This is a genomic window from Streptomyces sp. NPDC037203 (genome assembly GCF_055605065.1).
In genome coordinates this window covers 347,602-368,758 of sequence record NZ_JBVJUC010000007.1, presented here as the reverse complement: position 1 = coordinate 368,758, position 21,157 = coordinate 347,602, and the positions used below count along the sequence as shown (strand labels likewise).

The window sequence follows — 21,157 nt, the reverse complement described above, 5'->3', positions numbered from 1 at the left end:
TTTCCGCTGTGTGCACGGTGACATCGCGGTGACAGGGTGTGGCGACAAGCGGGGTGCGGCTACGATGACCGGCACAAGGACGGGCGGCGAAAGGGAGTCGTCCCCTGGGGCGGCGCCCGGTGTACCGCCGGGGCGAGGAGGGCGGGCCATGGTGCAGAAGGCCAAGATCCTCCTGGTCGATGACCGGCCGGAGAATCTGCTGGCGCTGGAGGCCATCCTCTCTGCGCTCGATCAGACGCTGGTGCGGGCATCGAGCGGGGAGGAAGCGCTCAAAGCGCTGCTCACGGACGATTTCGCGGTCATTCTCCTGGACGTCCAGATGCCGGGCATGGACGGGTTCGAGACCGCGGCGCACATCAAGCGGCGCGAGCGGACCCGCGACATCCCGATCATCTTCCTCACGGCGATCAACCACGGCCCGCACCACACCTTCCGAGGCTACGCGGCGGGCGCGGTGGACTACATCTCCAAGCCGTTCGACCCGTGGGTGCTGCGCGCCAAGGTCTCGGTGTTCGTCGAGCTGTACATGAAGAACTGCCAGCTGCGCGAGCAGGCGGCGCTGCTGCGGCTCCAGTTGGAGGGCGGCGGCAGGGGCGCGGTCGGCGGCAAGGAGTCGGCCGGACTGCTCGCCGAGCTGTCCGCACGGCTCGCGGCCGTCGAGGAGCAGGCCGAGGCGCTGTCCAAACAGCTGGACGACGACTCGGCGGACGCGGCCGCGGTGGCCACGGCGGCCCATCTGGAGCGCAAGCTCACCGGACTGCGCCGCGCGCTCGACGCCCTGGAGCCGGGTACCGGCACCGGCGGCCCCGCGGTGCCGCCGGTCAACTGACCCGTGCCGAGGCTCCCGTTGCCCATGAGCCCGCGTCAGTTCCGCGCCCCGGCAAGGGCGACACGAACGGGTGAAGCTGTGGGCACACGTGTCCACCGTCGTCTCCCCCGGTAACCTCACACCCATGGCCTCACGTCCCTCCGCAGCCAAGAAGCAGCCCGCGAAGAAGGCGGCCGCTCCCGCGAAGGGTCCGGCGAAGAAGGCCGCCGCCGCGAAGCGGGTCCCGGCCGGAAAGGCGCCCGCCAAGAGGGCGCCCGCCCGCAAGGCCGTGGTCAAGAAGGCACCGCCAAAGCCGGCGCCCAGCCCCACCGGGGGCCTGTACCGCCTGGTGCGCGCCCTCTGGCTCGGTCTCGCGCACGCGGTCGGCGCCGTCTTCCGCGGCATAGGACAGGGCGCCAGGAACCTCGACCCGGCCCACCGCAAGGACGGCGTGGCGCTGCTGCTGTTCGGCATCGCGCTGATCGTCGCCGCCGGCACCTGGGCCGACCTCAAGGGTCCCGTCGGCGACCTGGTGGAGGTCCTGGTCACCGGCGCGTTCGGCCGGCTCGACCTGCTGGTGCCGATACTGCTCGCGGTGATCGCCGTACGGCTCATCCGGCACCCGGAGAAGCCGGAGGCCAACGGCCGGATCGTGATCGGTCTGTCCGCGCTCCTGATCGGCGTCCTCGGCCAGGTCCACATCGCGTGCGGCTCGCCCGCCCGCAGCGACGGGATGCAGGCCATAAGGGACGCCGGCGGCCTCATCGGCTGGGCGGCGGCCACCCCGCTGACGTACACCGTGACCGAGATGCTCGCCGTGCCCCTGCTGGTGCTGCTGACCGTCTTCGGGCTGCTCGTGGTGACCGCCACCCCCGTGAACGCCATCCCGCAGCGGCTGCGCGCCCTCGGGGTGCGGCTCGGCGTGCTGCACCAGCACGAGCCGGAGGAGTTCGGCGAGGACGACGAGCGCTACGAGGAGCAGTGGCGCGAGGCGCTGCCGGCGCGCTCCCGCGGGCGCTCGGCCGGACCTCGGGCGTACGAACCCGACCAGGCCGAGGAAGAGGCCCTCTCGCGCCGCCGGGGCCGTCCCAGGCGCTCCGCGGTGCCCCAGCCGGATCCGCGGCGCCGGATGGACGCCGTGGACGTGGCCGCCGCTGCCGCCGCCGCGCTCGACGGTGCGGTCCTGCACGGCATGCCGCCCTCCCCGCTGGTCGCCGACCTCACCCAGGGCGTCGGCACCGGGGACCGTGAGGAGACCACGCCGGTGCCGGACCCGGAGGCGCCCGCCGCCCCGGCCCCCGAGCCGGCGCCGGCCGCGGAGTCGGCGGCGGCCCCGGTCGCCAAGCCGGCCGCCCGGCCCGTCCCGGCTGCCCGCCCCGAGCAGGGCACGGGCTCCCTCGTACCCGACCTCACGAAGAAGGCCCCCGAGCAGCCCCGCGAGCTGCCCGCGCGCGCGGAGCAGCTGCGGCTGGCCGGTGACGTCACCTACGCGCTGCCCGCCCTGGACCTGCTGGAGCGCGGCGGCCCCGGCAAGGCCCGCAGCGAGGCCAACGACGCCGTAGTGGCCTCGCTCACCCAGGTCTTCACCGAGTTCAAGGTCGACGCGGCCGTCACCGGCTTCACCCGCGGCCCGACGGTCACCCGCTACGAGGTCGAACTGGGCCCGGCCGTCAAGGTGGAGCGGATCACCGCGCTCGCCAAGAACATCGCGTACGCGGTCGCCAGCCCGGACGTGCGGATCATCAGCCCCATCCCCGGCAAGTCGGCGGTGGGCATCGAGATCCCCAACACCGACCGGGAGATGGTCAACCTCGGCGATGTGCTGCGCCTCGCGGAGTCCGCCGAGGACGACGACCCGATGCTGGTCGCCTTCGGCAAGGACGTCGAGGGCGGCTACGTCATGCACTCGCTGGCGAAGATGCCGCACATGCTGGTGGCCGGCGCCACCGGTTCCGGCAAGTCGTCCTGCATCAACTGCCTGATCACCTCGATCATGATGCGGGCGACCCCGGAGGACGTGCGGATGATCCTGGTCGACCCCAAGCGGGTCGAGCTGACCGCCTACGAGGGCATCCCGCACCTGATCACGCCGATCATCACCAACCCGAAGCGGGCCGCCGAGGCGCTCCAGTGGGTGGTGCGCGAGATGGACCTGCGCTACGACGACCTCGCGGCCTACGGCTACAGGCACATCGACGACTTCAACCGGGCCGTGCGCGAAGGCAAGGTCAAGCCGCCCGCGGGCAGCGAGCGCGAGCTCCAGCCGTACCCGTACCTGCTGGTGATCGTGGACGAGCTGGCCGACCTGATGATGGTCGCGCCGCGCGACGTCGAGGACGCGATCGTGCGCATCACCCAGCTCGCGCGCGCTGCCGGCATCCACCTGGTGCTCGCCACCCAGCGCCCCTCGGTCGACGTGGTCACCGGTCTGATCAAGGCGAACGTGCCCTCCCGGCTCGCCTTCGCCACCTCCTCGCTCGCCGACTCCCGCGTCATCCTGGACCAGCCCGGCGCCGAAAAGCTGATCGGCAAGGGCGACGGCCTCTTCCTGCCGATGGGCGCCAACAAGCCCACCCGTATGCAGGGCGCGTTCGTGACCGAGGAGGAGGTCGCAGCGGTCGTACGGCACTGCAAGGAGCAGATGGCGCCGGTCTTCCGGGACGACGTCACGGTCGGCACCAAGCAGAAGAAGGAGATCGACGAGGACATCGGCGACGATCTCGACCTGCTGTGCCAGGCGGCCGAACTCGTCGTCTCGACCCAGTTCGGATCCACGTCCATGCTCCAGCGCAAGCTGCGGGTCGGCTTCGCCAAGGCGGGCCGGCTGATGGATCTCATGGAGTCCCGCAACATCGTGGGACCCAGCGAGGGCTCCAAGGCGCGTGACGTTCTGGTGAAACCGGACGAACTGGACGGCGTGCTCGCCGTGATTCGCGGCGAATCCGAGGGATAGTAATAAGAGCCGCCCGGTTCCGCACCGCGAAGACCGGGTGGCTGTACGCCGGGACGGGTCCGTTCCGGCGTGATCGTCCCTGCCGTCCTGCACCGTCCGTGCCCGCCGTGATCCACCCGTTAGAGAGCGGCGGGCAACCGTTTCCCTTTGTCCTACGTCAAGTTGAGCGAGAGGACAGGTAAGCGTCCCGATCCCCGGGTATCCGCCTGTCCAGCCCTCGGGGTGTCGGGCCATTCCGATGGCGTAGAAGTTCGAACCGCCCGGTTGCCCCACCCTTTCGTACCCCCCCTAGACTGAGCTTCCAGCACAGGTGGCTACACGCTCGAAAGGCGCCCCCGTGTCCCTCGGCAACTCCCCTGAAGACGAGCGTCCCTTCCCAGACGAGTCCCAGGAAGCCCGGATCTCCGTGGGCCGTGCCCTCCATCAGGCGCGGATCGCGGCCGGGCTCACCGTGGACGACGTCAGCAGCGCCACTCGTGTCCGCCTCGCCATCGTGCACGCCATCGAGGCGGACGACTTCCGCCCCTGCGGCGGCGCCGTCTATGCGCGCGGCCACATCCGAAACCTGGCCAGGGCCGTCCATCTCGATCCCGAGCCGCTGGTCGCCCAGTACGACGCCGAGCACGGCGGCCGGCCCGCGCCCACCCCGGCCGCGCCCCTGTTCGAGGCCGAGCGGATCCGCCCCGAGCGACGGGGCCCGAACTGGACCGCGGCGATGGTCGCCGCGATCGTCGTGGTGATCGGTTTCGTCGGCTTCACCGCGGTCAAGGGCGGCGACGGCGGCAGCGACGCCAAGGCGCAGCTCGCCGAGGGCTCCACGCCCGCCGCGAGCAAGGCGGCCTCGTCCGCACCGACCAGGCGAAAGTCCACCTCGCCGACCCCCGGACCCACCGACAGCGCCATCGCCGCCGCCCCGCAGGACAAGGTGACGGTCCAGGTCAGCGCGCCCAGCGGACGCAGCTGGATCTCGGCCAAGGACCACAACGGGCGGATGCTTTTCGACGGCCTGCTGGACAAGGGCCAGTCCAAGACCTTCCAGGACAACGCCAAGATCGATCTGATCCTCGGCGACGCGGGCGCGATCGAGCTGTACGTCAACGGCAAGAAGATCCAGAACAACTTCCGGCCCGGCGCCGTGGAGCGCCTGACGTACACCAAGGGCGACCCCGTCGCGGGTTGATCCGGCCCGCCGCGCACCCCGCCGACGGGGTCGGCCGAGTTCGGCCAACCCCGTCGACATGGGCTGTCGGTGAGACAAAGTACTCTTGAGCCCATGCCTGAACGCCGTACCGTCGCACTCGTCACTCTCGGCTGCGCTCGTAACGAGGTGGATTCCGAGGAGCTCGCAGGCCGTTTGGAGGCGGACGGCTGGCAGCTGGTCGAGGACGCCGCGGACGCCGACGTCGCCGTCGTCAACACCTGTGGCTTCGTCGAGGCCGCCAAGAAGGACTCCGTCGACGCCCTCCTCGAGGCCAACGACCTCAAGAACCATGGCAGAACCCAGGCCGTCGTGGCGGTGGGCTGCATGGCCGAGCGGTACGGCAAGGAACTCGCCGAGGCGCTGCCCGAGGCCGACGGTGTGCTCGGTTTCGACGACTACACCGACATCTCCGACCGCCTCCAGACCATCCTGTCCGGCGGCATCCACGCCTCGCACACCCCGCGCGACCGCCGCAAGCTGCTGCCGATCAGCCCGGCCGAGCGCCAGGACTCGGCCGCCTCGGTCGCGCTGCCCGGCCACGGCCCCGCCGACCTGCCCGAGGGCGTCGCGCCCGCCTCCGGGCCCCGCGCGCCGCTGCGCCGCCGCCTGGACGGCGCCCCGGTCGCCTCGGTGAAGCTCGCCTCCGGCTGCGACCGGCGCTGCTCCTTCTGCGCCATCCCGTCCTTCCGCGGCTCCTTCATCTCCCGCCGCCCCAGCGACGTCCTCAACGAGTCGCGCTGGCTGGCCGAGCAGGGCGTGAAGGAGATCATGCTCGTCTCCGAGAACAACACGTCGTACGGCAAGGACCTCGGCGACATCCGCCTGCTGGAGTCCCTGCTGCCCGAGCTGGCCGGGATCGACGGCATCGAGCGGGTCCGGGTGAGCTACCTCCAGCCGGCCGAGATGCGCCCCGGACTGATCGACGTCCTCACCTCGACGCCCAAGGTCGCGCCGTACTTCGACCTGTCCTTCCAGCACTCGGCGCCCGGTGTGCTGCGCTCCATGCGCCGCTTCGGCGACACCGACCGCTTCCTGGAGCTGCTCGACACCATCCGCTCCAAGGCTCCCGAGGCCGGCGTGCGCTCCAACTTCATCGTCGGCTTCCCCGGCGAGAGCGAGTCGGACCTCGCCGAACTGGAGCGCTTCCTCAACGGCGCCCGCCTGGACGCCATCGGCGTCTTCGGTTACTCCGACGAGGAGGGCACCGAGGCGGCCACCTACGACAACAAGCTGGACGAGGACGTGGTGGCCGAGCGCCTGGCCCACATGTCCCGGCTGGCCGAGGAACTGGTCTCGCAGCGCGCCGAGGAGCGCGTCGGCGAGAGCGTGCACGTCCTGGTGGAGTCGGTGGACGAGCAGGAGGGCGTGTACGGCCGCGGCGCGCACCAGGCGCCCGAGACCGACGGCCAGGTGCTGCTCACGAGCGGCGAGGGCCTCGTCGTCGGACGTATGGTCGAGGCGAAGGTGGTCGGTACGGAGGGTGTCGACCTGGTGGCCGAGCCGCTGACCGGCTCGCTCGCGTGTAGTGAGGAGGCGGGCAGATGACCGGAGTCCCGGCATCCGCCGCGGGCGGCTCCTCCGGCGCGCGGGGCGCGCGGAGCGATGCCGCCGCTGCCGACGGCGTTGCGTCCGAGGTCTCCGGTTCCGCGTCCGCTCCCGGTGAAGCCGCTGCCGACCGGTCCGCCGCCGAAGGCTCCGACCGGTCCGGCTCCGACCGGTCCGGCTCCGGGCGTTCCGCCGCCGCCCGGTCCGCGTCGGGCCGGTCCGCCGCCGACGCCGAGGCGACGGCCGAGGGCAGGCCGGCGCGCGGTGGCAAGATCACGGCGGCGGCGGTCAACCAGGCGAGCGTCTGGAACGTCGCCAATCTGCTGACCATGCTGCGGCTAGTCCTGGTGCCCGGCTTCGTGGCGCTGATGCTGGCGAACGGCGGTTACGACCCGGCCTGGCGCTCGCTGGCCTGGGCCGCCTTCGCCATCGCCATGATCACCGACCTGTTCGACGGTCATCTCGCGCGTACCTACAACCTGGTCACCGACTTCGGTAAGATCGCCGACCCCATCGCCGACAAGGCGATCATGGGCGCGGCGCTGATCTGCCTGTCCTCCCTCGGGGATCTGCCGTGGTGGGTGACGATCGTGATCCTCGGCCGGGAACTCGGCATCACCCTGATGCGTTTTCTGGTCATTCGCTATGGCGTGATCCCGGCCAGTCGCGGCGGCAAGCTGAAGACCCTGACCCAGGGCGTGGCCGTCGGCATGTATGTGCTGGCGCTGACCGGATGGCTGGCCACCCTGCGGTTCTGGGTGATGGCCGCGGCGGTCGTGCTGACCGTTGTGACCGGTCTCGACTATGTAAGACAAGCCATTGTGCTGCGCAGGCAGGGAATTGCCGAGCGCGCGGCGGCGTTGGAGGAGACGGAAGCGTGAGTTCCCCGGCCACCGAACTGGTGCGACTACTGACGGTGAGGGGCGAGACGCTCGCGGTCGCCGAGTCGCTCACGGGTGGCCTGGTGGCGGCGGAGATCACCGCGGTGCCCGGAGCCTCCAAGGTGTTCCGTGGCTCGGTCACCGCCTACGCCACGGAGCTCAAGCACCGGCTGCTGGGCGTCGACGCGGCTCTACTGGAGCGGCGCGGAGCGGTGGACCCGCAGGTCGCGGCCCAGATGGCGGCCGGGGTGCGCAAGGCTCTGGACGCCGACTGGGGTATCGCGACCACCGGTGTCGCGGGCCCCGACCCGCAGGACGGCCAACCGGTCGGCACGGTTTTCGTGGCCGCTGACGGCCCGCTGACAGCCGTCGCGCCTTCCGCCGGTGGCGGAAAAGTGGAGGCCCTGCGGTTGAACGGCAGCCGTACGGAAATTCGTAGGGAGAGTGTACGGAGCGTACTCGCACTGCTCCTGGAGCGGATTGCGGGCGAACAGTTCGGGAATGAGCGGGCACAGGATACGGAACGGAACGGGGGGTTTTGATGTTTGCAGCCCTGAGTGAACACGACATCGCTCCCCGCACGGCCGCAGCGCGAGGCGGTACGGTGGGGCGAGAAGGATGCGGCTACGCGGTCCGAGGAGGGAGCCACCGATGATTCTGCTCCGTCGCCTGCTGGGTGACGTGCTGCGTCGGCAGCGCCAACGCCAGGGCCGTACTCTGCGCGAAGTCTCCTCGTCCGCCCGAGTCTCACTCGGCTATCTCTCCGAGGTGGAGCGGGGGCAGAAGGAGGCTTCCTCCGAGCTGCTCTCCGCCATCTGCGACGCGCTGGACGTACGGATGTCGGAACTCATGCGTGAAGTGAGCGACGAACTGGCGCTCGCCGAACTGGCCCAGTCCGCCGCGGCCACCGAGCCCGTACCCACGCCGGTCCGTCCGATGCTGGGTTCCGTCTCGGTGACCGGTGTGCCACCGGAACGGGTGACCATCAAGGCGCCCGCGAAGGCGGTGGACGTGGTCGCCGCCTGACACACGCGGCGCCGCGCCCGACGGGCACGGCCAGACACAGCCAGACATGGACGAGGCCCCGACCGGGCTTCTCGGGTGAACCGGGAAGCGCGGCCGGGGCTTCGTCCGTTTGCCGGAGTCCGGTGGGGCGGTCATGGTGGAGGGACATGCCGGCCGTGAGGGCCGCCGGAGCGCCGGAGGAAGCGGATGTACGTCGTGAAAAGCCCGTTGGCCGACGCGGATCTGAAGACCGTGGCCGAGGCGCTCCAGGGGGCCCTGGTCGACCTGGTGGACCTCTCCCTGGTCGCCAAGCAGATCCACTGGAACATCGTCGGGCCGCGCTTCCGCTCCGTCCATTTGCAACTGGACGAGGTCGTCGCCTCCGCCCGCACCCACTCCGACACGGTGGCCGAGCGGGCCTCGGCGCTGGGCGTCCCGCCCGACGGCCGCGCCGCCACGGTGTCCTCGACCAGCGGTATCAAGACCGCCCCGTCGGGCTGGATCAAGGACGGGGACGCGGTCGGGGCGATGGTGGACGCCCTCGGCGCCGTCATCACCCGGATGCGGGAGCGCGTCCACGCGACCGGGGAACCGGATCCGGTGTCCCAGGACATCTTCATCGGGATCACCGCCGACCTGGAGAAGCATCACTGGATGTTCCAGGCGGAGAACGCGTAGCGTCCGCCGGTGCCGCCGGAAAGCGGGTGTGAGCCGGCGTCCGGCGGGAGGTGGTGGGCATGACGCGGCGGCCGGTGCGCTGGGCCGTGGCGCTGGTGTGCGGCGCGGTGTGGTGGTGGGCCGTGCTGCGGCTCGCCCTCGGACAGGGCACGGGGGTGCTGGAGGGCGCCGTCGCGGCCGGCGGATGGGGACTCAGCGTGCTGCCGGTGCACTGCGCTCCGCGGAGGAGGGCGGGGACGGAGGCGCCAGGGGAAGAGGCGGCGGCGTGGCGGGCGGGGGAGGCCGACGCCGGTGGGCTTTCCGCGCGGGGCCCTTCGGAGGAAATGCCCGATCTGTGACAGGTGAGGCTCGTCGGATCGGCAGCTTCGAGCTTGTCCTTGAGGCTGCTCCGGTCTGGTTCTTCGGTTTTCAGGTGGGGGTACGGCGGTGGCGCTCGCGCCAGCGCTGGGGGGCGCCCGGTGCCGGGGCGGGTCCGGTCTGACAGGTGGGACACCAGTAGGTGGGGCGGTCCTGGGAGCCGTCCCCCTGGTCGGCCACGCGGACCGGGGTATGACAGCGCAGGCAAGGGCGGGGCGCGCGGCCGTAGACGAACAGGTCCTGGTGGCGCAGGCCGGTGGTCTGGCGGACCGGGCGGTCGCGGTTGGCCACCAGCAGGCGGTGGGCGAGTTCGGGCAGCTTCTCGGCGCGGTCCGCGGGGAGCGCGCCGACCGGCAGCCAGGGGGTGGCGCCGAGCAGGAAGCACAGTTCGCTCTTGTAGATATTGCCGATCCCGGCCAGATTGCGCTGGTCGAGCAGGGCCTCGCCGAGAGGGCGGGCGGGGTCCGTGCGCAGATTGGCCAGCGCGTGCTCCGGGTCCCAGTCGGGGCCGAGCAGATCGGGACCGAGGTGGCCCACCACCCGCTCCTCCTTGGTGGTGCGCAGCAGTTCGAGCACTTGGAGGCGGTATCCGACGGCGGTCCGGTCGACGGTACCGAGGATTGCGCGGATCTGGTGCCCCGGACCGCCGCGCCAGCGCTCGCCCGTGCCGTACACCTTCCACGCGCCCTCCATGCGCAGATGCGTGTGCAGGCTGAGGCCGCCCTCGAACCGGGTGAGCAGGTGTTTGCCGCGCGGGATGGTGCTCAGTACCCGTCGGCCGGTGAGATCGACGGTCGCGTATTTCGGCACCCGGAAGTCGCTGCGGGTCAGTACCTCACCCGCGAGCGCCTCATGCAGCCGCCGCGCGGCCTGCCAGACCGTGTCACCTTCGGGCATGGGTCAAGGGTGCCACGGTGGGGGAGAGGGGGGCGGTGCGGGAGGACAGCGGTCGGGGCGGCCCGAGGGGGAGAGGCGCGAGGGGAGGGGGCCGGTGGTTCAGGGGGCGGCTGTCCGGCAGGACGGCAGGGAGCGCGTCGGTGGTGGTGGCCGGGGGCGGAGCGCGTCGGTGGTGGCGGGGGCAGACGCCGTCCGACTGATCTGCGGCCCCGGCCCTGGCCCCTGCAGGTCTGGCGGCCGACCCCGAGGCTCGGCCTATGCCGGGGCACCCGCACGGGTCTGGCAGCCAGAGGGTCCCCCGTCTGGCGGAGCGGCCGACGGCCGCTGTCCTTGGTCGGCCCTCCGTCCTCGGCGGCCTCCGCCCGCCTGGGGCCCCGCCCCGGAGGGCCGCCGGGGCGGGGGCCTCCAGGCGGACGGAGGAGCCGCCTCCGAGCCCAGGCCCCCCGGAGCGGGCCCCGCGGGTCTCGCAGCCAGCGGTCCGCCGTCCGTCGGCCCGGCTGGTCGCCCGTCTCGGTTCACGCTCTCAGGCGCAGGCCCCGCGGGGTGGCCACGAATCCCGCTGATTCCAGGAGGGTGCCTATGGGGGAGGTCAGGGCGGAGGTGCCGTTGATCCGCTCCACGGTGACCGTGCCGAGGGAGCCGGCGCGGGCGGCGGCGGCCAGGGTTTCGGCGGCCGTCCGCAGGCGGGGGTCGTCCGTGGCCCCGGTGTCCGGGGTGACCGGCCAGGCGAGGAGGGTCTTGCCGCCGCGCTCCATGTACAGCGTCAGCTCGCCCTCCACCAGGACGACCAGGGAACCCGCCTTGCGGCCCGGCTTGTGCCCGGCACCGGTCGGTGGCTCGGGCCAGGACAGGGCCGCGCCGTACGCGTTCGCCGGGTCGGCCGCGGCGAGGACGACGGCACGGGAGTCGGCGGCACGGTCCCGGCCGCGGGTCCGCTGCGGGCCGGGGTCCCCCCAGGTGGAGCCCGAGCCGTAGCCGGTGGCTCCCCCGCCCCGTGGGCCGCCGTAGCCGGGGGTGGCGAAGGGGTCGGCGAGGTCGCGGGGGGATTCGTGGCCGCCGGGGTCGGCCGGCGGCCAGGTGAAGTCGCCGTCGAGACCGGGGTGGGCGAACCCCGCGTCGGCGGCGGAAGGGGACGCGGCGTGGCCGTGCGGGCCGCCGTCGGTGGCAGGGAAGCCGTTCGGATCGGTGAATCCTGCCGCCGGGAAGCCGGTTGCCGGGGCCGGCAGGGACTCGCCGCGGTCCCGCGCGTTGGACACCGCGCGCAGCCGGTCCACCGCGCCGTCCATGGCGAACTGGGCCGCGCCGAGCCCCTCGACCACATATCCGCGCCTGGCCTGGCCGCTGTCCTCGAAGGCGGACAGCACCCGGTACACCGCCGAGAAACCGCCCTCCACGCCCTCCGCGGCGACGGCCCCGCGGGTCACCACGCCGTGCCGGTCCAGCAGGGTGCGGGCCAGCGCGTGCGCGCGCACGGTGGGGTCCGGCTCGGCCGCGGGCAGCAGGGACCAGCGTCCCGCGACGGTCGGCGGGCCGGTACGGGATGCCGTACGCGCCGCGGCCGTCAGGGAGCCGTACCGGCCGCGCGGCGCGGCACGTTTGGCCCGGTGGGCGGTCGAACCCGCCGTACGGCCCGAGCCCAGCAGGGAGCGCAGCGGTGCCAGTGTGTCGTTGGTGAGCCGGCCCGACCAGGCTAGGTCCCAGAGGGCGTCGGCCAGTTGGGGATCGGTGGCCTCGGGGTGGGTGGTGGCGCGGACCTGGTCGGCGATCTGCCGGAAGAACAGGCCGTAGCCACCGGACAGCGCGTCCAGGACGGACTGGTGCAGCGCCGTCAGCTCCAGCGGGTGCGGCGGCGGGAGCAGCAGGGGCGCCGCGTCCGCCAGATAGAGCGAGACCCAGCCGTCCTTGCCGGGCAGGGCGCCCGCGCCGGCCCAGACCACCTCGCCGGCGGCGGTCAACTCGTCCAGCATCGACGGCGTGTAGTTCGCCACCCGTGACGGCAGGACCAGCTTCTCCAGCGCGGAGGCGGGCACGGAGGCGCCCTGCAACTGCTCGATCGCGCGGACCAGTCCGTCGACGCCGCGCAGACCGTGCCCCTTGCCGATGTGCTGCCACTGCGGCAGGAACTGGGCGAGCGCGGCGGGCGGTACGGGCTCCAGTTCGTGCCGCAGCGCCGCCAGGGAGCGGCGGCGCAGTCGCCGCAGCACCGTGGCGTCACACCACTCCTGGCCGATGCCCGCAGGATGGAACTCGCCCTGCACCACCCGGCCGCTCGCGGCGAGCCGCTGGAGGGCGCCGTCGGTGATCGCCACGCCCAGGCCGAAGCGGTCGGCGGCGGTGGCCGAGGTGAACGGGCCGTGCGTACGGGCATAGCGGGCGAGGAGGTCGCCCAGGGGGTCCTTGACCGGTTCGGTGAAGGCTTCGGGCACGCCGACGGGCAGCGCGGTGCCGAGCGCGTCGCGCAGCCGGCCCGCGTCCTCGATCGCCGCCCAGTGGTCGGCGCCGGAGATCCGGACCTTGATCGCCCGGCGGGCCCCGGCCAGCTCCCGCACCCAGTGCGGATCGGCGCCCCGCGCGACCAACTCGGCCTCCGTGAGCGGGCCGAGCAGCCGCAGTACGTCGGCGACGCCCTCCGCGTCCTTGATCCGGCGGTCCTCGGTGAGCCATTGGAGTTCGCGCTCCAGCTCGGTCAGCACGTCGGCGTCGAGCAGTTCGCGCAGCTCCGCCTGGCCGAGCAGTTCGGCCAGCAGCCGGGAGTCCAGGGAGAGCGCGGCGGCCCGGCGCTCGGCCAGCGGGGAGTCGCCCTCGTACAGGAACTGGGCGACATACCCGAACAGCAGGGAGCGGGCGAAGGGGGACGGCTCCGGGGTGGTGACCTCGACCAGCCGCACCTTGCGGGACTCGATGTCGCCCATCAGCTCGGCCAGGCCCGGCACGTCGAAGACGTCCTGGAGGCATTCGCGGACGGCCTCCAGGACGATCGGGAACGAGCCGAACTCGCTCGCCACCTGGAGTAGTTGGGCCGCGCGCTGGCGCTGCTGCCACAGCGGGGTGCGCTTGCCGGGACTGCGGCGCGGCAGCAGCAGGGCACGCGCCGCGCACTCCCGGAACCGGGAGGCGAACAGGGCCGAGCCGCCGACCTGCTCGGTGACCACCTGGTCGACCTCGCCCTTGTCGAAGGCGACGTCCGCCGCGCCCACGGGAGCCTGCTCGCTGTCCGCGGGGAAGGGCGCGCCCGGCTTCACGGACTCCTGATCGAGCAGGTCCAGGCCCATCAGGTCGGCGTCGGGCAGGCGCAGCACGATGCCGTCGTCGGCGTGCATCACCTGGGCGTCCATGCCGTACCGCTCGGACAGCCGGGCGCCGAGCGCGAGAGCCCAGGGGGCGTGCACCTGGGCGCCGAAGGGGGAGTGGACGACGACCCGCCAGTCGCCCAGTTCGTCGCGGAAGCGCTCCACGACGATCGTACGGTCGTCCGGGACATGGCCGCAGGCCTCGCGCTGCTCCCGCAGATACGCCAGCACATTGTCCGCCGCCCAGGTGTCCAGGCCCGCGGCGAGCAGGCGCGGCCGGGCGTCTTCCTCGGGCAGCGAGCCGACCTCGCGCAGGAAGGCGCCCACCGCGCGGCCCAGTTCGAGCGGGCGGCCGAGCTGGTCGCCCTTCCAGAAGGGCAGCCGGCCCGGCACGCCCGGCGCGGGGGAGACCAGGACCCGGTCGCGGGTGATGTCCTCGATGCGCCACGAACTGGTGCCCAGGGTGAAGACGTCGCCCACGCGGGACTCGTAGACCATCTCCTCGTCCAGCTCGCCGACCCGGCCGCCGCCCTTCTTGGGGTCGGAGCCGGCGAGGAAGACCCCGAACAGGCCGCGGTCCGGGATGGTGCCGCCGGAGGTGACGGCCAGCCGCTGGGCGCCGGGGCGGCCGGTGATGGTGCCGGCCACGCGGTCCCACACCACGCGGGGGCGCAGCTCCGCGAACGCGTCCGAGGGGTAGCGGCCCGCGAGCATGTCGAGGACCGCGGTGAACGCCGACTCCGGGAGCGAGGCGAAGGGGGCCGCGCGGCGGACCAGGGCGAGCAGGTCGTCGAACTGCCAGGTGTCCAGCGCCGTCATGGCGACGAGCTGCTGCGCGAGCACGTCCAGGGGGTTCGCGGGCACCTTGAGGGACTCGATGGCGCCCGCACGCATCCGCTCGGTCACCACGGCCGCCTGCACCAGGTCGCCCCGGTACTTGGGAAAGACCACACCGGTGGAGACCGCGCCCACCTGGTGTCCGGCGCGGCCGACGCGCTGGAGCCCCGAGGCCACCGAGGGCGGGGACTCCACTTGGACGACGAGATCGACGGCGCCCATGTCGATGCCCAGCTCCAGGCTGGAGGTGGCGACCACGGCGGGCAGCCGGCCCGCCTTCAGGTCCTCCTCGACCAGCGCGCGCTGCTCCTTGGACACCGAGCCGTGATGGGCGCGGGCGATCACCGGGGGCGCGCCCTGGGCCGCGCCCGAGCCGCCCATGAGCTGGGCCGGGGAGTGGTGCTCCGCCAGCGGCTCGCCCGTCGCACGCTCGTAGGCGATTTCGTTGAGCCGGTTGCACAGGCGCTCGGCCAGGCGGCGGGAGTTGGCGAAGACGATGGTGGAGCGGTGCGACTGGACCAGGTCGGCGATCCGCTCCTCCACATGCGGCCAGATCGACGGGCGGTCCCCGCCGTCGGCCGCGTCGGTGGCCGGGGAGCCTCCCAGCTCGCCCATGTCCTCGATCGGCACGACCACCGAGAGGTCGAACTCCTTGCCGGACTCCGGCTGGACGATCTCCACCTTGCGGTGCGGCGAGAGATAGCGCGCGATCTCGTCCACCGGGCGCACGGTCGCCGACAGGCCGATCCGCCGGGCCGGCTTCGGCAGCAGTTCGTCGAGGCGCTCCAGGGTGAGCGCGAGATGGGCGCCGCGCTTGGTGCCCGCGACCGCGTGCACCTCGTCCAGGATCACCGTCTCCACGCCCGTGAGCGCGTCGCGGGTGGCGGAGGTCAGCATCAGGAACAGCGACTCGGGCGTCGTGATCAGGATGTCCGGCGGGCGTGTGGACAGGGCGCGGCGCTCGGCGGCCGGGGTGTCGCCGGAGCGGATGCCGACCTTGATCTCGGGCTCCGGCAGACCGAGGCGGACGGACTCCTGCCGGATCCCGGTCAGCGGGCTGCGCAGATTGCGCTCGACGTCGACGGCGAGGGCCTTCAGCGGTGACACGTACAGCACCCGGCAGCGCTTGCGCGGGTCGGCCGGGGGCGGGGTGGAGGCGAGCTGGTCCAGGGCGGCCAGGAAGGCGGCCAGCGTCTTGCCGGAGCCGGTCGGGGCGACCACCAGCACGTCCGAACCCGCCTGGATGGCACCCCACGCGCCCGCCTGGGCCGCGGTGGGCGCGGAGAAGGCCCCCGTGAACCAACCGCGGGTCGCGGGGGAGAAGCCGTCGAGGGCCCGGTGTGCGGAGCTGACCATGCGTCCATCCTGCACCCGACCACTGACAATCGTGCTGACCTGGGCAAATGACCCGACGTGGCGGACCGGCGAGGGGCGGGGGCCGGCCGCCGCGACGGACAATGGACCCATGGCAGGCACGGCTGGACGGCAGGACGACCGCTCGCCCCGCGACGACCGTCCGTCCCACGACGACTTCCCGTCCCGCGACGAACGCCCGTCCCGCGAAGAACGCCCGTCCCGCGAAGAACGCCCGTCCCGCGACCGGACGCGTCGGGCGGTGGAGCGGGCGGGCCGGGTGGGTCGGGCGGTGGAGCAGGCTCGGCACTGGCGCTACGAGGAGCTGCCGGGCGTCGACCTGCTGCGCGCCCGGTACGTCCACAAGACGTTCGTCCGGCACACCCACGAGAACTTCGTGATCGCCGCCATCGCCGACGGCGTCGAGGTCTTCCATCACCGCGGCTCCGACGTCTTTGCGGGCGCGGGGGCGCTCGCGCTGGTCAACCCGGACACCCCGCACACCGGCCGGGCCGGGGTCCCGGAGGGCTGGCGGTACGGCGCGGTCTACCCGGCGCCCGAGGTGGTGGCGGCGATAGCGGCCGAGACCAGCACCCTGCGCGGCACCCCCGGCTTCGTCAGCCCGGTCCTCGACGACCCCGCCACCGTCCGCCTCGTCCACCAGGTGCTGCGCGCCGCCGAGGAGGGCAACGCGCTGGCCGCCGACACCCTGCTCCGGGTCGCCGTCACCCGGCTGCTCCGGCTGAACGGCGGCACGCTGCCCGAGCGGCGGCCGCGCACGGCAGGGGCGCGGATCGCGGCCCGCGCGCGGGCCGTGCTCGAGGAGCGCATGGCCGAGCCGCCGAGCCTGGAGCGGCTCGCCACCGAGCTGGGGACCAGCCCGTTCGCGCTGTTGCGGGCCTTCCGCGACAGCTACGGTATGCCGCCGCACGTCTGGCTGACCGACGCCCGCGTGCGCCGCGCGCGCCTGCTCCTGGACTCCGGGACCCGGCCCGCCGAGGCGGCCATCGCCGTCGGCTTCACCGACCAGCCGCATCTCAACCGGCATTTCGCCCGGATCGTCGGCGTGCCGCCGGGCGCCTACCAGCGCGAGCGCGGCGGCGTACGCGAGCGCGCGAACACGCTGGGTCGCAAGAACGTACAAGACTCGGTCTGATGTCCGCTCGTACCGTCCCCACATGGCACAGCAGACAGCACCAGTGGACATGGCGGACGGCGCGGCCAAGCCCGACGCGGCGGTCGTACGGGACGCCCTCGGAGTCGGCGTCGCCGTGGGCCTGTCCGGGTTCGCCTTCGGGGTGACCTCGGCGGGCGGCGGGCTCGGGCTCCTCCAGACCTGCGCGCTCAGCCTTCTGGTGTTCACCGGCGCCTCCCAGTTCGCTCTGGTCGGCGCGCTGGCCGCCGGGGGCAACCCGTACACGGCGGCGGCCGGCGCCTTCTTCCTGGGCGTGCGCAACACGTTCTACGGGCTGCGCCTTTCGCAGCTCCTCGCCCTGCCGCGCGCGGTGCGGCCGTTCGCCGCCCAGTGGGTGATCGACGAGACCACGGCGGTCACCCTGGCGCAGCCCACCCGGCGCGCCGCGCGGATCGGCTTCACGGTCACCGGACTCACCCTCTACGTGCTGTGGAACCTCACCACCCTGCTCGGCGCCCTGGGCGCCAAAGCCATCGGCGACACACGTGCCTGGGGGCTGGACGCGGCCGGCCCCGCGGTGTTCCTGGCCTTGCTCGCGCCGATGCTGAGGACGGTCACCGAGCGCGTGGTCGCGGGCCTCGCGGTGCTGCTGGGCCTCGGCCTGCTGCCCGTGCTCCCGGCCGGGGTGCCGGTCCTGGTGGCGGCGCTGGCCGCACCGCTCGCCCTGTTCATGCCGGGGCGGCGCGGAAAAGGAGGCCCAGGCCGCGCGCCGGACGGCCCCGCTCTGCGTGAATTCCCGTGCGAAACCCCGGAGGGATCGAACGCCTTGAAGGAGACCCCGTCGGACAAGGTCGTGGAGGAAGGCCGGTGAACACCTGGATCGCGATCGGGCTGACCGTGCTCGGCTGCTATGCCGTCAAGCTCGCAGGCCTGCTGGTACCGGCCCACGTCGTCGAACGGCCCGTCGTACGGCGGCTCGCCGCCCTGCTGCCCGTCGCCCTCCTCGCCGCGCTCACCGCACAGCAGACGTTCGCCCAGGGGCACGCGCTGCTGCTGGACGCCAGGGCCGCGGGGCTCGGAGCGGCCGCCGTGGCCCTCGTACTGCGCGCGCCGTTCCTGATGGTCGTCGCCGCGGCCGTACTGGTGACGGCGGGCGTCCGGGCCCTCGGCGGCTGAGCCGTCGCACCTCGGGCCCGAACGTATACCCGGACGGATATCGGCTCCGGACCCGGAACCGGCTTCGACACCGGCACCGGGTGTGAACCGGCTCAGCCCACGAAGCGGCCGTACGCCCGCAGGGTGCACAGGGCATCGATCGTCGCCAGGGCGCGCGCCACGAAGGCGGGGACCGGTGCCCACGGACGGCGGCGGGCCGGCCAGCCCCCGTCCTCCTGCTGCCCGGCGGCCAGATGGTCGAGGGAGCGGGCCATCTCCTCGTCGGTGAACCAGGCGCGCGCGAGCGAAGCGGGGCTCCTGGCGACATCGTGCGGATAGTGGCGCGCGCCCGGATCGCCCCGGCGCGCCGCCTGCTGGGGGACGTGGTGCATACCCGTGGCCTGGCCGGGCGGCACCGGGCGGTCCGGGTCCAGCACGACGAGCCGCTGCGCGCGCACCAGGCGGCCGAGCCGGTCCGCGGCGGCCTCCGCGCGCGGGCGGTCGGGAACGGAGTCCAGGAAGGCCACCGCGGCCAGCACCTCGTAAGGACGCGGTACCTCCAGGTCTGCCACGGCCTGCCAGCAGAAGTCGGTGGCCCGGAACAGCCAGGCGTGCCACACCTCGTTGCGGTGCAGCAGCCCCACCACGGGGCCGGTGGCCGCCAGCGAGCCGCGGGAGCCGTCACGGGCGGGCGCGTCCGGGACCGTGGGAGAGCCGTGGACGCGGGGCGCCGCCGGATACCCGCGCCCGCTCGGATGGACCGCGGGCAGCGCGCCGTCCGCCGTGGAGACGGACGTCAGATAGCGGCACACGCGCTCCACCCGCTGTCCGCCGCAGCGCCCGACGGCGTCCAGGACGCGCAGCGCGTGCGCGGTGTGCAGGGGCTGGCTCACGGGTCCGCGCAGATCGGGGTCGAGGGCGTGCCCGTAACCGCCGTCCTCGTTGCGGTAGGCGTCCAGTGCCGTCTCCACCGCGTCCGGGGTGCCGCGCAGGAAGTGGTACGCGAAAAGGCGCTGCTCCAGCACGCGCGCGGTGAGCCACATGAACTGTTCCGCGCTGAACAGCGGGGAGCGCGCCGGGGGCGTGCAGGGGAGTGGGGAAGCTCCGGTTTCGGCCATGCGTCAGACCGTAGGACGGAATGCGGCCGTGGCAAGCGGTCCGCGGGCGGGCCCCACTCTCAGGGGCGGGATACCGGATGCACGGGGTTGACGGTCTCTTCGGACAAGGTGCCGCCTCCCCGGCGGGAGCCGCCCGCCTCCCGCGCCCCTCCGTACGCCCGCCCTCGTTCTACGCTTCCTGGGTACACGCGTTCTTCGCTGCGCACAGACACGCGCTTTCTGCCCGACGCGGGCGAGCGAGGCGCGAGAGGCGGGAAACGTTCAGGTCATAGCGGGTATGGAGCGGGATTCATGCGGTTGACGGTCTTCTGGCAGCGGATGGCGGAACACTTCGGACCGGGGTACGCCGAGACCTTCGCCCGCGATCACGTGATGTCGGAGCTGGGCGGCCGCACGGTGAACGAGGCGCTGGACGCCGGCTGGGACGCCAAGGACGTGTGGCGCGTGGTGTGCGCGGTCATGGACGTGCCGGGAGAGCGGCGCTGACACCGGCGCCGCTCCCCCGGCGATTTTGGGTGGAATGCCCCGAAGGTCCGATGTGAAGTCGACGCTACGGCACTGATCGGTCACGAAAGCCGCAGGTGGGCGCCGTTTGTCGGTGGGGTGGGCGAGACTTGGCGCGTGGCACGCACTGACGAGGACACCGAGCAGCCCACCCGGCCCACGGCACCGGCCGGCCCGACGGCGACGACCGACCGGCCGCCGGCTCCGGACGCCGTCACGCCGGCTGGCCGCACGGCCGACGGCCGTCTGCCGGATGGTCGTACGGCGGCCGGCCGCATGCCGCGCTGGCTGCCGCGTGCCATGGTGCTCGCGCTCGCGCTGGTCGCCGCCTTCCAGCTGGGCAGCTGGGCCTTCCACCAGCTCACCGGGCTGCTGATCAACATCCTGATCGCGTTCTTCCTGGCCTTGGCGGTCGAGCCCGCGGTGAGCCGGATGGCCGCCCGCGGCATGCGCAGGGGCCTCGCCACCTTCCTCGTCTTCTTCCTGCTCACCATCGCCGCCGCGGGGTTCGTCACCCTGCTCGGTTCGATGCTGGCCGGCCAGATCATCAAGATGATCGAGGGCTTCCCGGACTACCTTGACTCGCTCATCCACTGGATCAACCAGACCTTCCACGCCAACCTCAGACGGGTCGACGTCCAGGAGGGGCTGCTCCACTCCGACTGGCTGCGCAAGTACGCGCAGAACAGCGCCGCCGGTGTCCTCGACGTCTCCCAGCAGGTGCTGGGCGGCCTCTTCCAGCTGCTGACCATCGCGCTGTTCTCGTTCTACTTCGCCGCCGACGGCCCCCGGCTGCGCCGCGCCCTGTGCTCGGTGCTGCCGCCCGCGCGCCAGTCCGAGGTGCTGCGCGCCTGGGAGATAGCCGTCGACAAGACGGGCGGCTACCTCTACTCGCGCGGCCTCATGGCGCTCGTCTCCGGCATCGCGCACTACATCCTGCTGCAAGCCCTGGGCGTGCCGTACGCGCCCGTGCTCGGCGTCTGGGTGGGGCTGGTCTCGCAGTTCATCCCCACCATCGGCACCTATCTGGCGGGTGCGCTGCCGATGCTGATCGCGTTCACCGTCGCCCCCTGGTACGCGGTGTGGGTGCTGGTCTTCGTCGTGATCTACCAGCAGTTCGAGAACTACATGCTCCAGCCCAAGCTGACCGCCAAGAGCGTCGACATCCACCCCGCCGTCGCCTTCGGCTCGGTCATCGTGGGTACGGCTCTGCTGGGCGCCGTCGGCGCGCTGATCTCCATCCCCGCGGTGGCCACTCTCCAGGCCTTCCTGGGGGCCTACGTCAAGCGTTACGACGTCACCGACGACCCTCGTGTACACGGACACCGCCCGCGTCCCCAGACCACCCCCGGCCTCCTCGCCCGCCTCAGGGCCACGCGCACCCGGCGCTAGCGCCCTCCCGGTTCCGTCCGGGCGTCGACCCGCCGGGCTCGGGGTCGC

At 72.9% G+C, this 21,157-nt stretch carries 17 protein-coding genes; 14 read left to right on the top strand and 3 right to left on the bottom strand.

Annotated elements, in window-relative coordinates:
* Nucleotides 1-148: 148 nt before the first annotated feature.
* From ACZ7EC_RS21695 to ACZ7EC_RS21655, 9 genes are all read left to right on the top strand, one after another.
* Nucleotides 149-829, top strand: a complete 681-nt coding sequence (locus ACZ7EC_RS21695; RefSeq protein WP_471064789.1) for a response regulator — start codon at nucleotides 149-151, stop codon at nucleotides 827-829.
* A 124-nt stretch (nucleotides 830-953) separates the two neighbouring features.
* Nucleotides 954-3,761 carry a DNA translocase FtsK gene (locus tag ACZ7EC_RS21690; protein ID WP_471064787.1) on the top strand — a complete coding sequence of 936 codons (2,808 nt, stop codon included), beginning with the start codon at nucleotides 954-956 and terminating at the stop codon, nucleotides 3,759-3,761.
* 337 nt (nucleotides 3,762-4,098) lie between these two features.
* Nucleotides 4,099-4,941: a helix-turn-helix domain-containing protein gene (locus ACZ7EC_RS21685; protein WP_471064786.1), complete on the top strand. Its 843-nt coding sequence runs from the start codon at nucleotides 4,099-4,101 to the stop codon at nucleotides 4,939-4,941.
* 93 nt (nucleotides 4,942-5,034) lie between these two features.
* Nucleotides 5,035-6,507, top strand: coding sequence for a 30S ribosomal protein S12 methylthiotransferase RimO (gene rimO / locus ACZ7EC_RS21680; RefSeq protein ID WP_471064784.1), 1,473 nt, complete (start codon nucleotides 5,035-5,037; stop codon nucleotides 6,505-6,507).
* Nucleotides 6,504-7,388 carry a CDP-diacylglycerol--glycerol-3-phosphate 3-phosphatidyltransferase gene (pgsA, locus tag ACZ7EC_RS21675; protein ID WP_471064782.1) on the top strand — a complete coding sequence of 295 codons (885 nt, stop codon included), beginning with the start codon at nucleotides 6,504-6,506 and terminating at the stop codon, nucleotides 7,386-7,388. The genes rimO and pgsA overlap by 4 nt, the downstream gene beginning before the upstream one ends.
* A complete protein-coding gene (locus tag ACZ7EC_RS21670) occupies nucleotides 7,385-7,930 on the top strand; it encodes a CinA family protein (RefSeq protein WP_471064781.1) in 546 nt (181 codons plus the stop codon). The genes pgsA and ACZ7EC_RS21670 overlap by 4 nt, the downstream gene beginning before the upstream one ends.
* 109 nt (nucleotides 7,931-8,039) lie before the next feature.
* Entirely contained in the window at nucleotides 8,040-8,414 is a 375-nt protein-coding gene (locus ACZ7EC_RS21665) for a helix-turn-helix domain-containing protein (protein WP_070026017.1), read from the top strand.
* A 186-nt stretch (nucleotides 8,415-8,600) separates the two neighbouring features.
* The gene (locus ACZ7EC_RS21660; protein WP_471064778.1) at nucleotides 8,601-9,071 is read left to right on the top strand and encodes a Dps family protein; all 471 of its coding nucleotides are present in this window, start codon (nucleotides 8,601-8,603) and stop codon (nucleotides 9,069-9,071) included.
* A gap of 59 nt (nucleotides 9,072-9,130) precedes the next feature.
* A complete protein-coding gene (locus ACZ7EC_RS21655) occupies nucleotides 9,131-9,409 on the top strand; it encodes a hypothetical protein (protein WP_471064777.1) in 279 nt (92 codons plus the stop codon).
* A gap of 70 nt (nucleotides 9,410-9,479) precedes the next feature.
* Here the strand turns inward: ACZ7EC_RS21655 and ACZ7EC_RS21650 are convergent, their stop codons facing one another.
* Entirely contained in the window at nucleotides 9,480-10,325 is an 846-nt protein-coding gene (locus ACZ7EC_RS21650) for a DNA-formamidopyrimidine glycosylase family protein (protein ID WP_471064775.1), read from the bottom strand.
* A 515-nt stretch (nucleotides 10,326-10,840) separates the two neighbouring features.
* Complete coding sequence (locus ACZ7EC_RS21645) at nucleotides 10,841-15,808, bottom strand: ATP-dependent helicase (RefSeq protein WP_471064773.1); 4,968 nt, start codon at nucleotides 15,806-15,808, stop codon at nucleotides 10,841-10,843.
* Nucleotides 15,809-15,917: 109 nt separating this feature from the next.
* Between ACZ7EC_RS21645 and ACZ7EC_RS21640 the strand changes: the two genes are divergently transcribed.
* Genes ACZ7EC_RS21640 through ACZ7EC_RS21630 form a run of 3 tightly spaced genes read left to right on the top strand, consistent with a single transcriptional unit; the run spans nucleotide 15,918 to nucleotide 18,116 of the window.
* Entirely contained in the window at nucleotides 15,918-16,961 is a 1,044-nt protein-coding gene (locus tag ACZ7EC_RS21640) for an AraC family transcriptional regulator (RefSeq protein ID WP_471064771.1), read from the top strand.
* Between the two features lie 22 nt (nucleotides 16,962-16,983).
* Nucleotides 16,984-17,811, top strand: a complete 828-nt coding sequence (locus tag ACZ7EC_RS21635) for an AzlC family ABC transporter permease (RefSeq protein WP_471064770.1) — start codon at nucleotides 16,984-16,986, stop codon at nucleotides 17,809-17,811.
* Nucleotides 17,808-18,116, top strand: a complete 309-nt coding sequence (locus ACZ7EC_RS21630) for an AzlD domain-containing protein (protein ID WP_471064768.1) — start codon at nucleotides 17,808-17,810, stop codon at nucleotides 18,114-18,116. Before ACZ7EC_RS21635 ends, ACZ7EC_RS21630 begins: the two co-directional genes overlap by 4 nt.
* A gap of 92 nt (nucleotides 18,117-18,208) precedes the next feature.
* On the opposite strand, the gene ACZ7EC_RS21625 is transcribed toward ACZ7EC_RS21630, so the two are convergent.
* Nucleotides 18,209-19,213, bottom strand: coding sequence for a hypothetical protein (locus tag ACZ7EC_RS21625; protein ID WP_471064766.1), 1,005 nt, complete (start codon nucleotides 19,211-19,213; stop codon nucleotides 18,209-18,211).
* Between the two features lie 291 nt (nucleotides 19,214-19,504).
* On the opposite strand from ACZ7EC_RS21625, the gene ACZ7EC_RS21620 reads away from it, so the two are divergent.
* Both ACZ7EC_RS21620 and ACZ7EC_RS21615 read left to right on the top strand, forming a co-directional pair.
* A complete protein-coding gene (locus ACZ7EC_RS21620; protein ID WP_471064764.1) occupies nucleotides 19,505-19,699 on the top strand; it encodes a DUF3046 domain-containing protein in 195 nt (64 codons plus the stop codon).
* Nucleotides 19,700-19,834: 135 nt separating this feature from the next.
* Nucleotides 19,835-21,109 (top strand): AI-2E family transporter, encoded by a 1,275-nt coding sequence (locus ACZ7EC_RS21615; protein ID WP_471064762.1) that lies wholly within the window; start codon nucleotides 19,835-19,837, stop codon nucleotides 21,107-21,109.
* Nucleotides 21,110-21,157 lie beyond the last annotated feature (48 nt).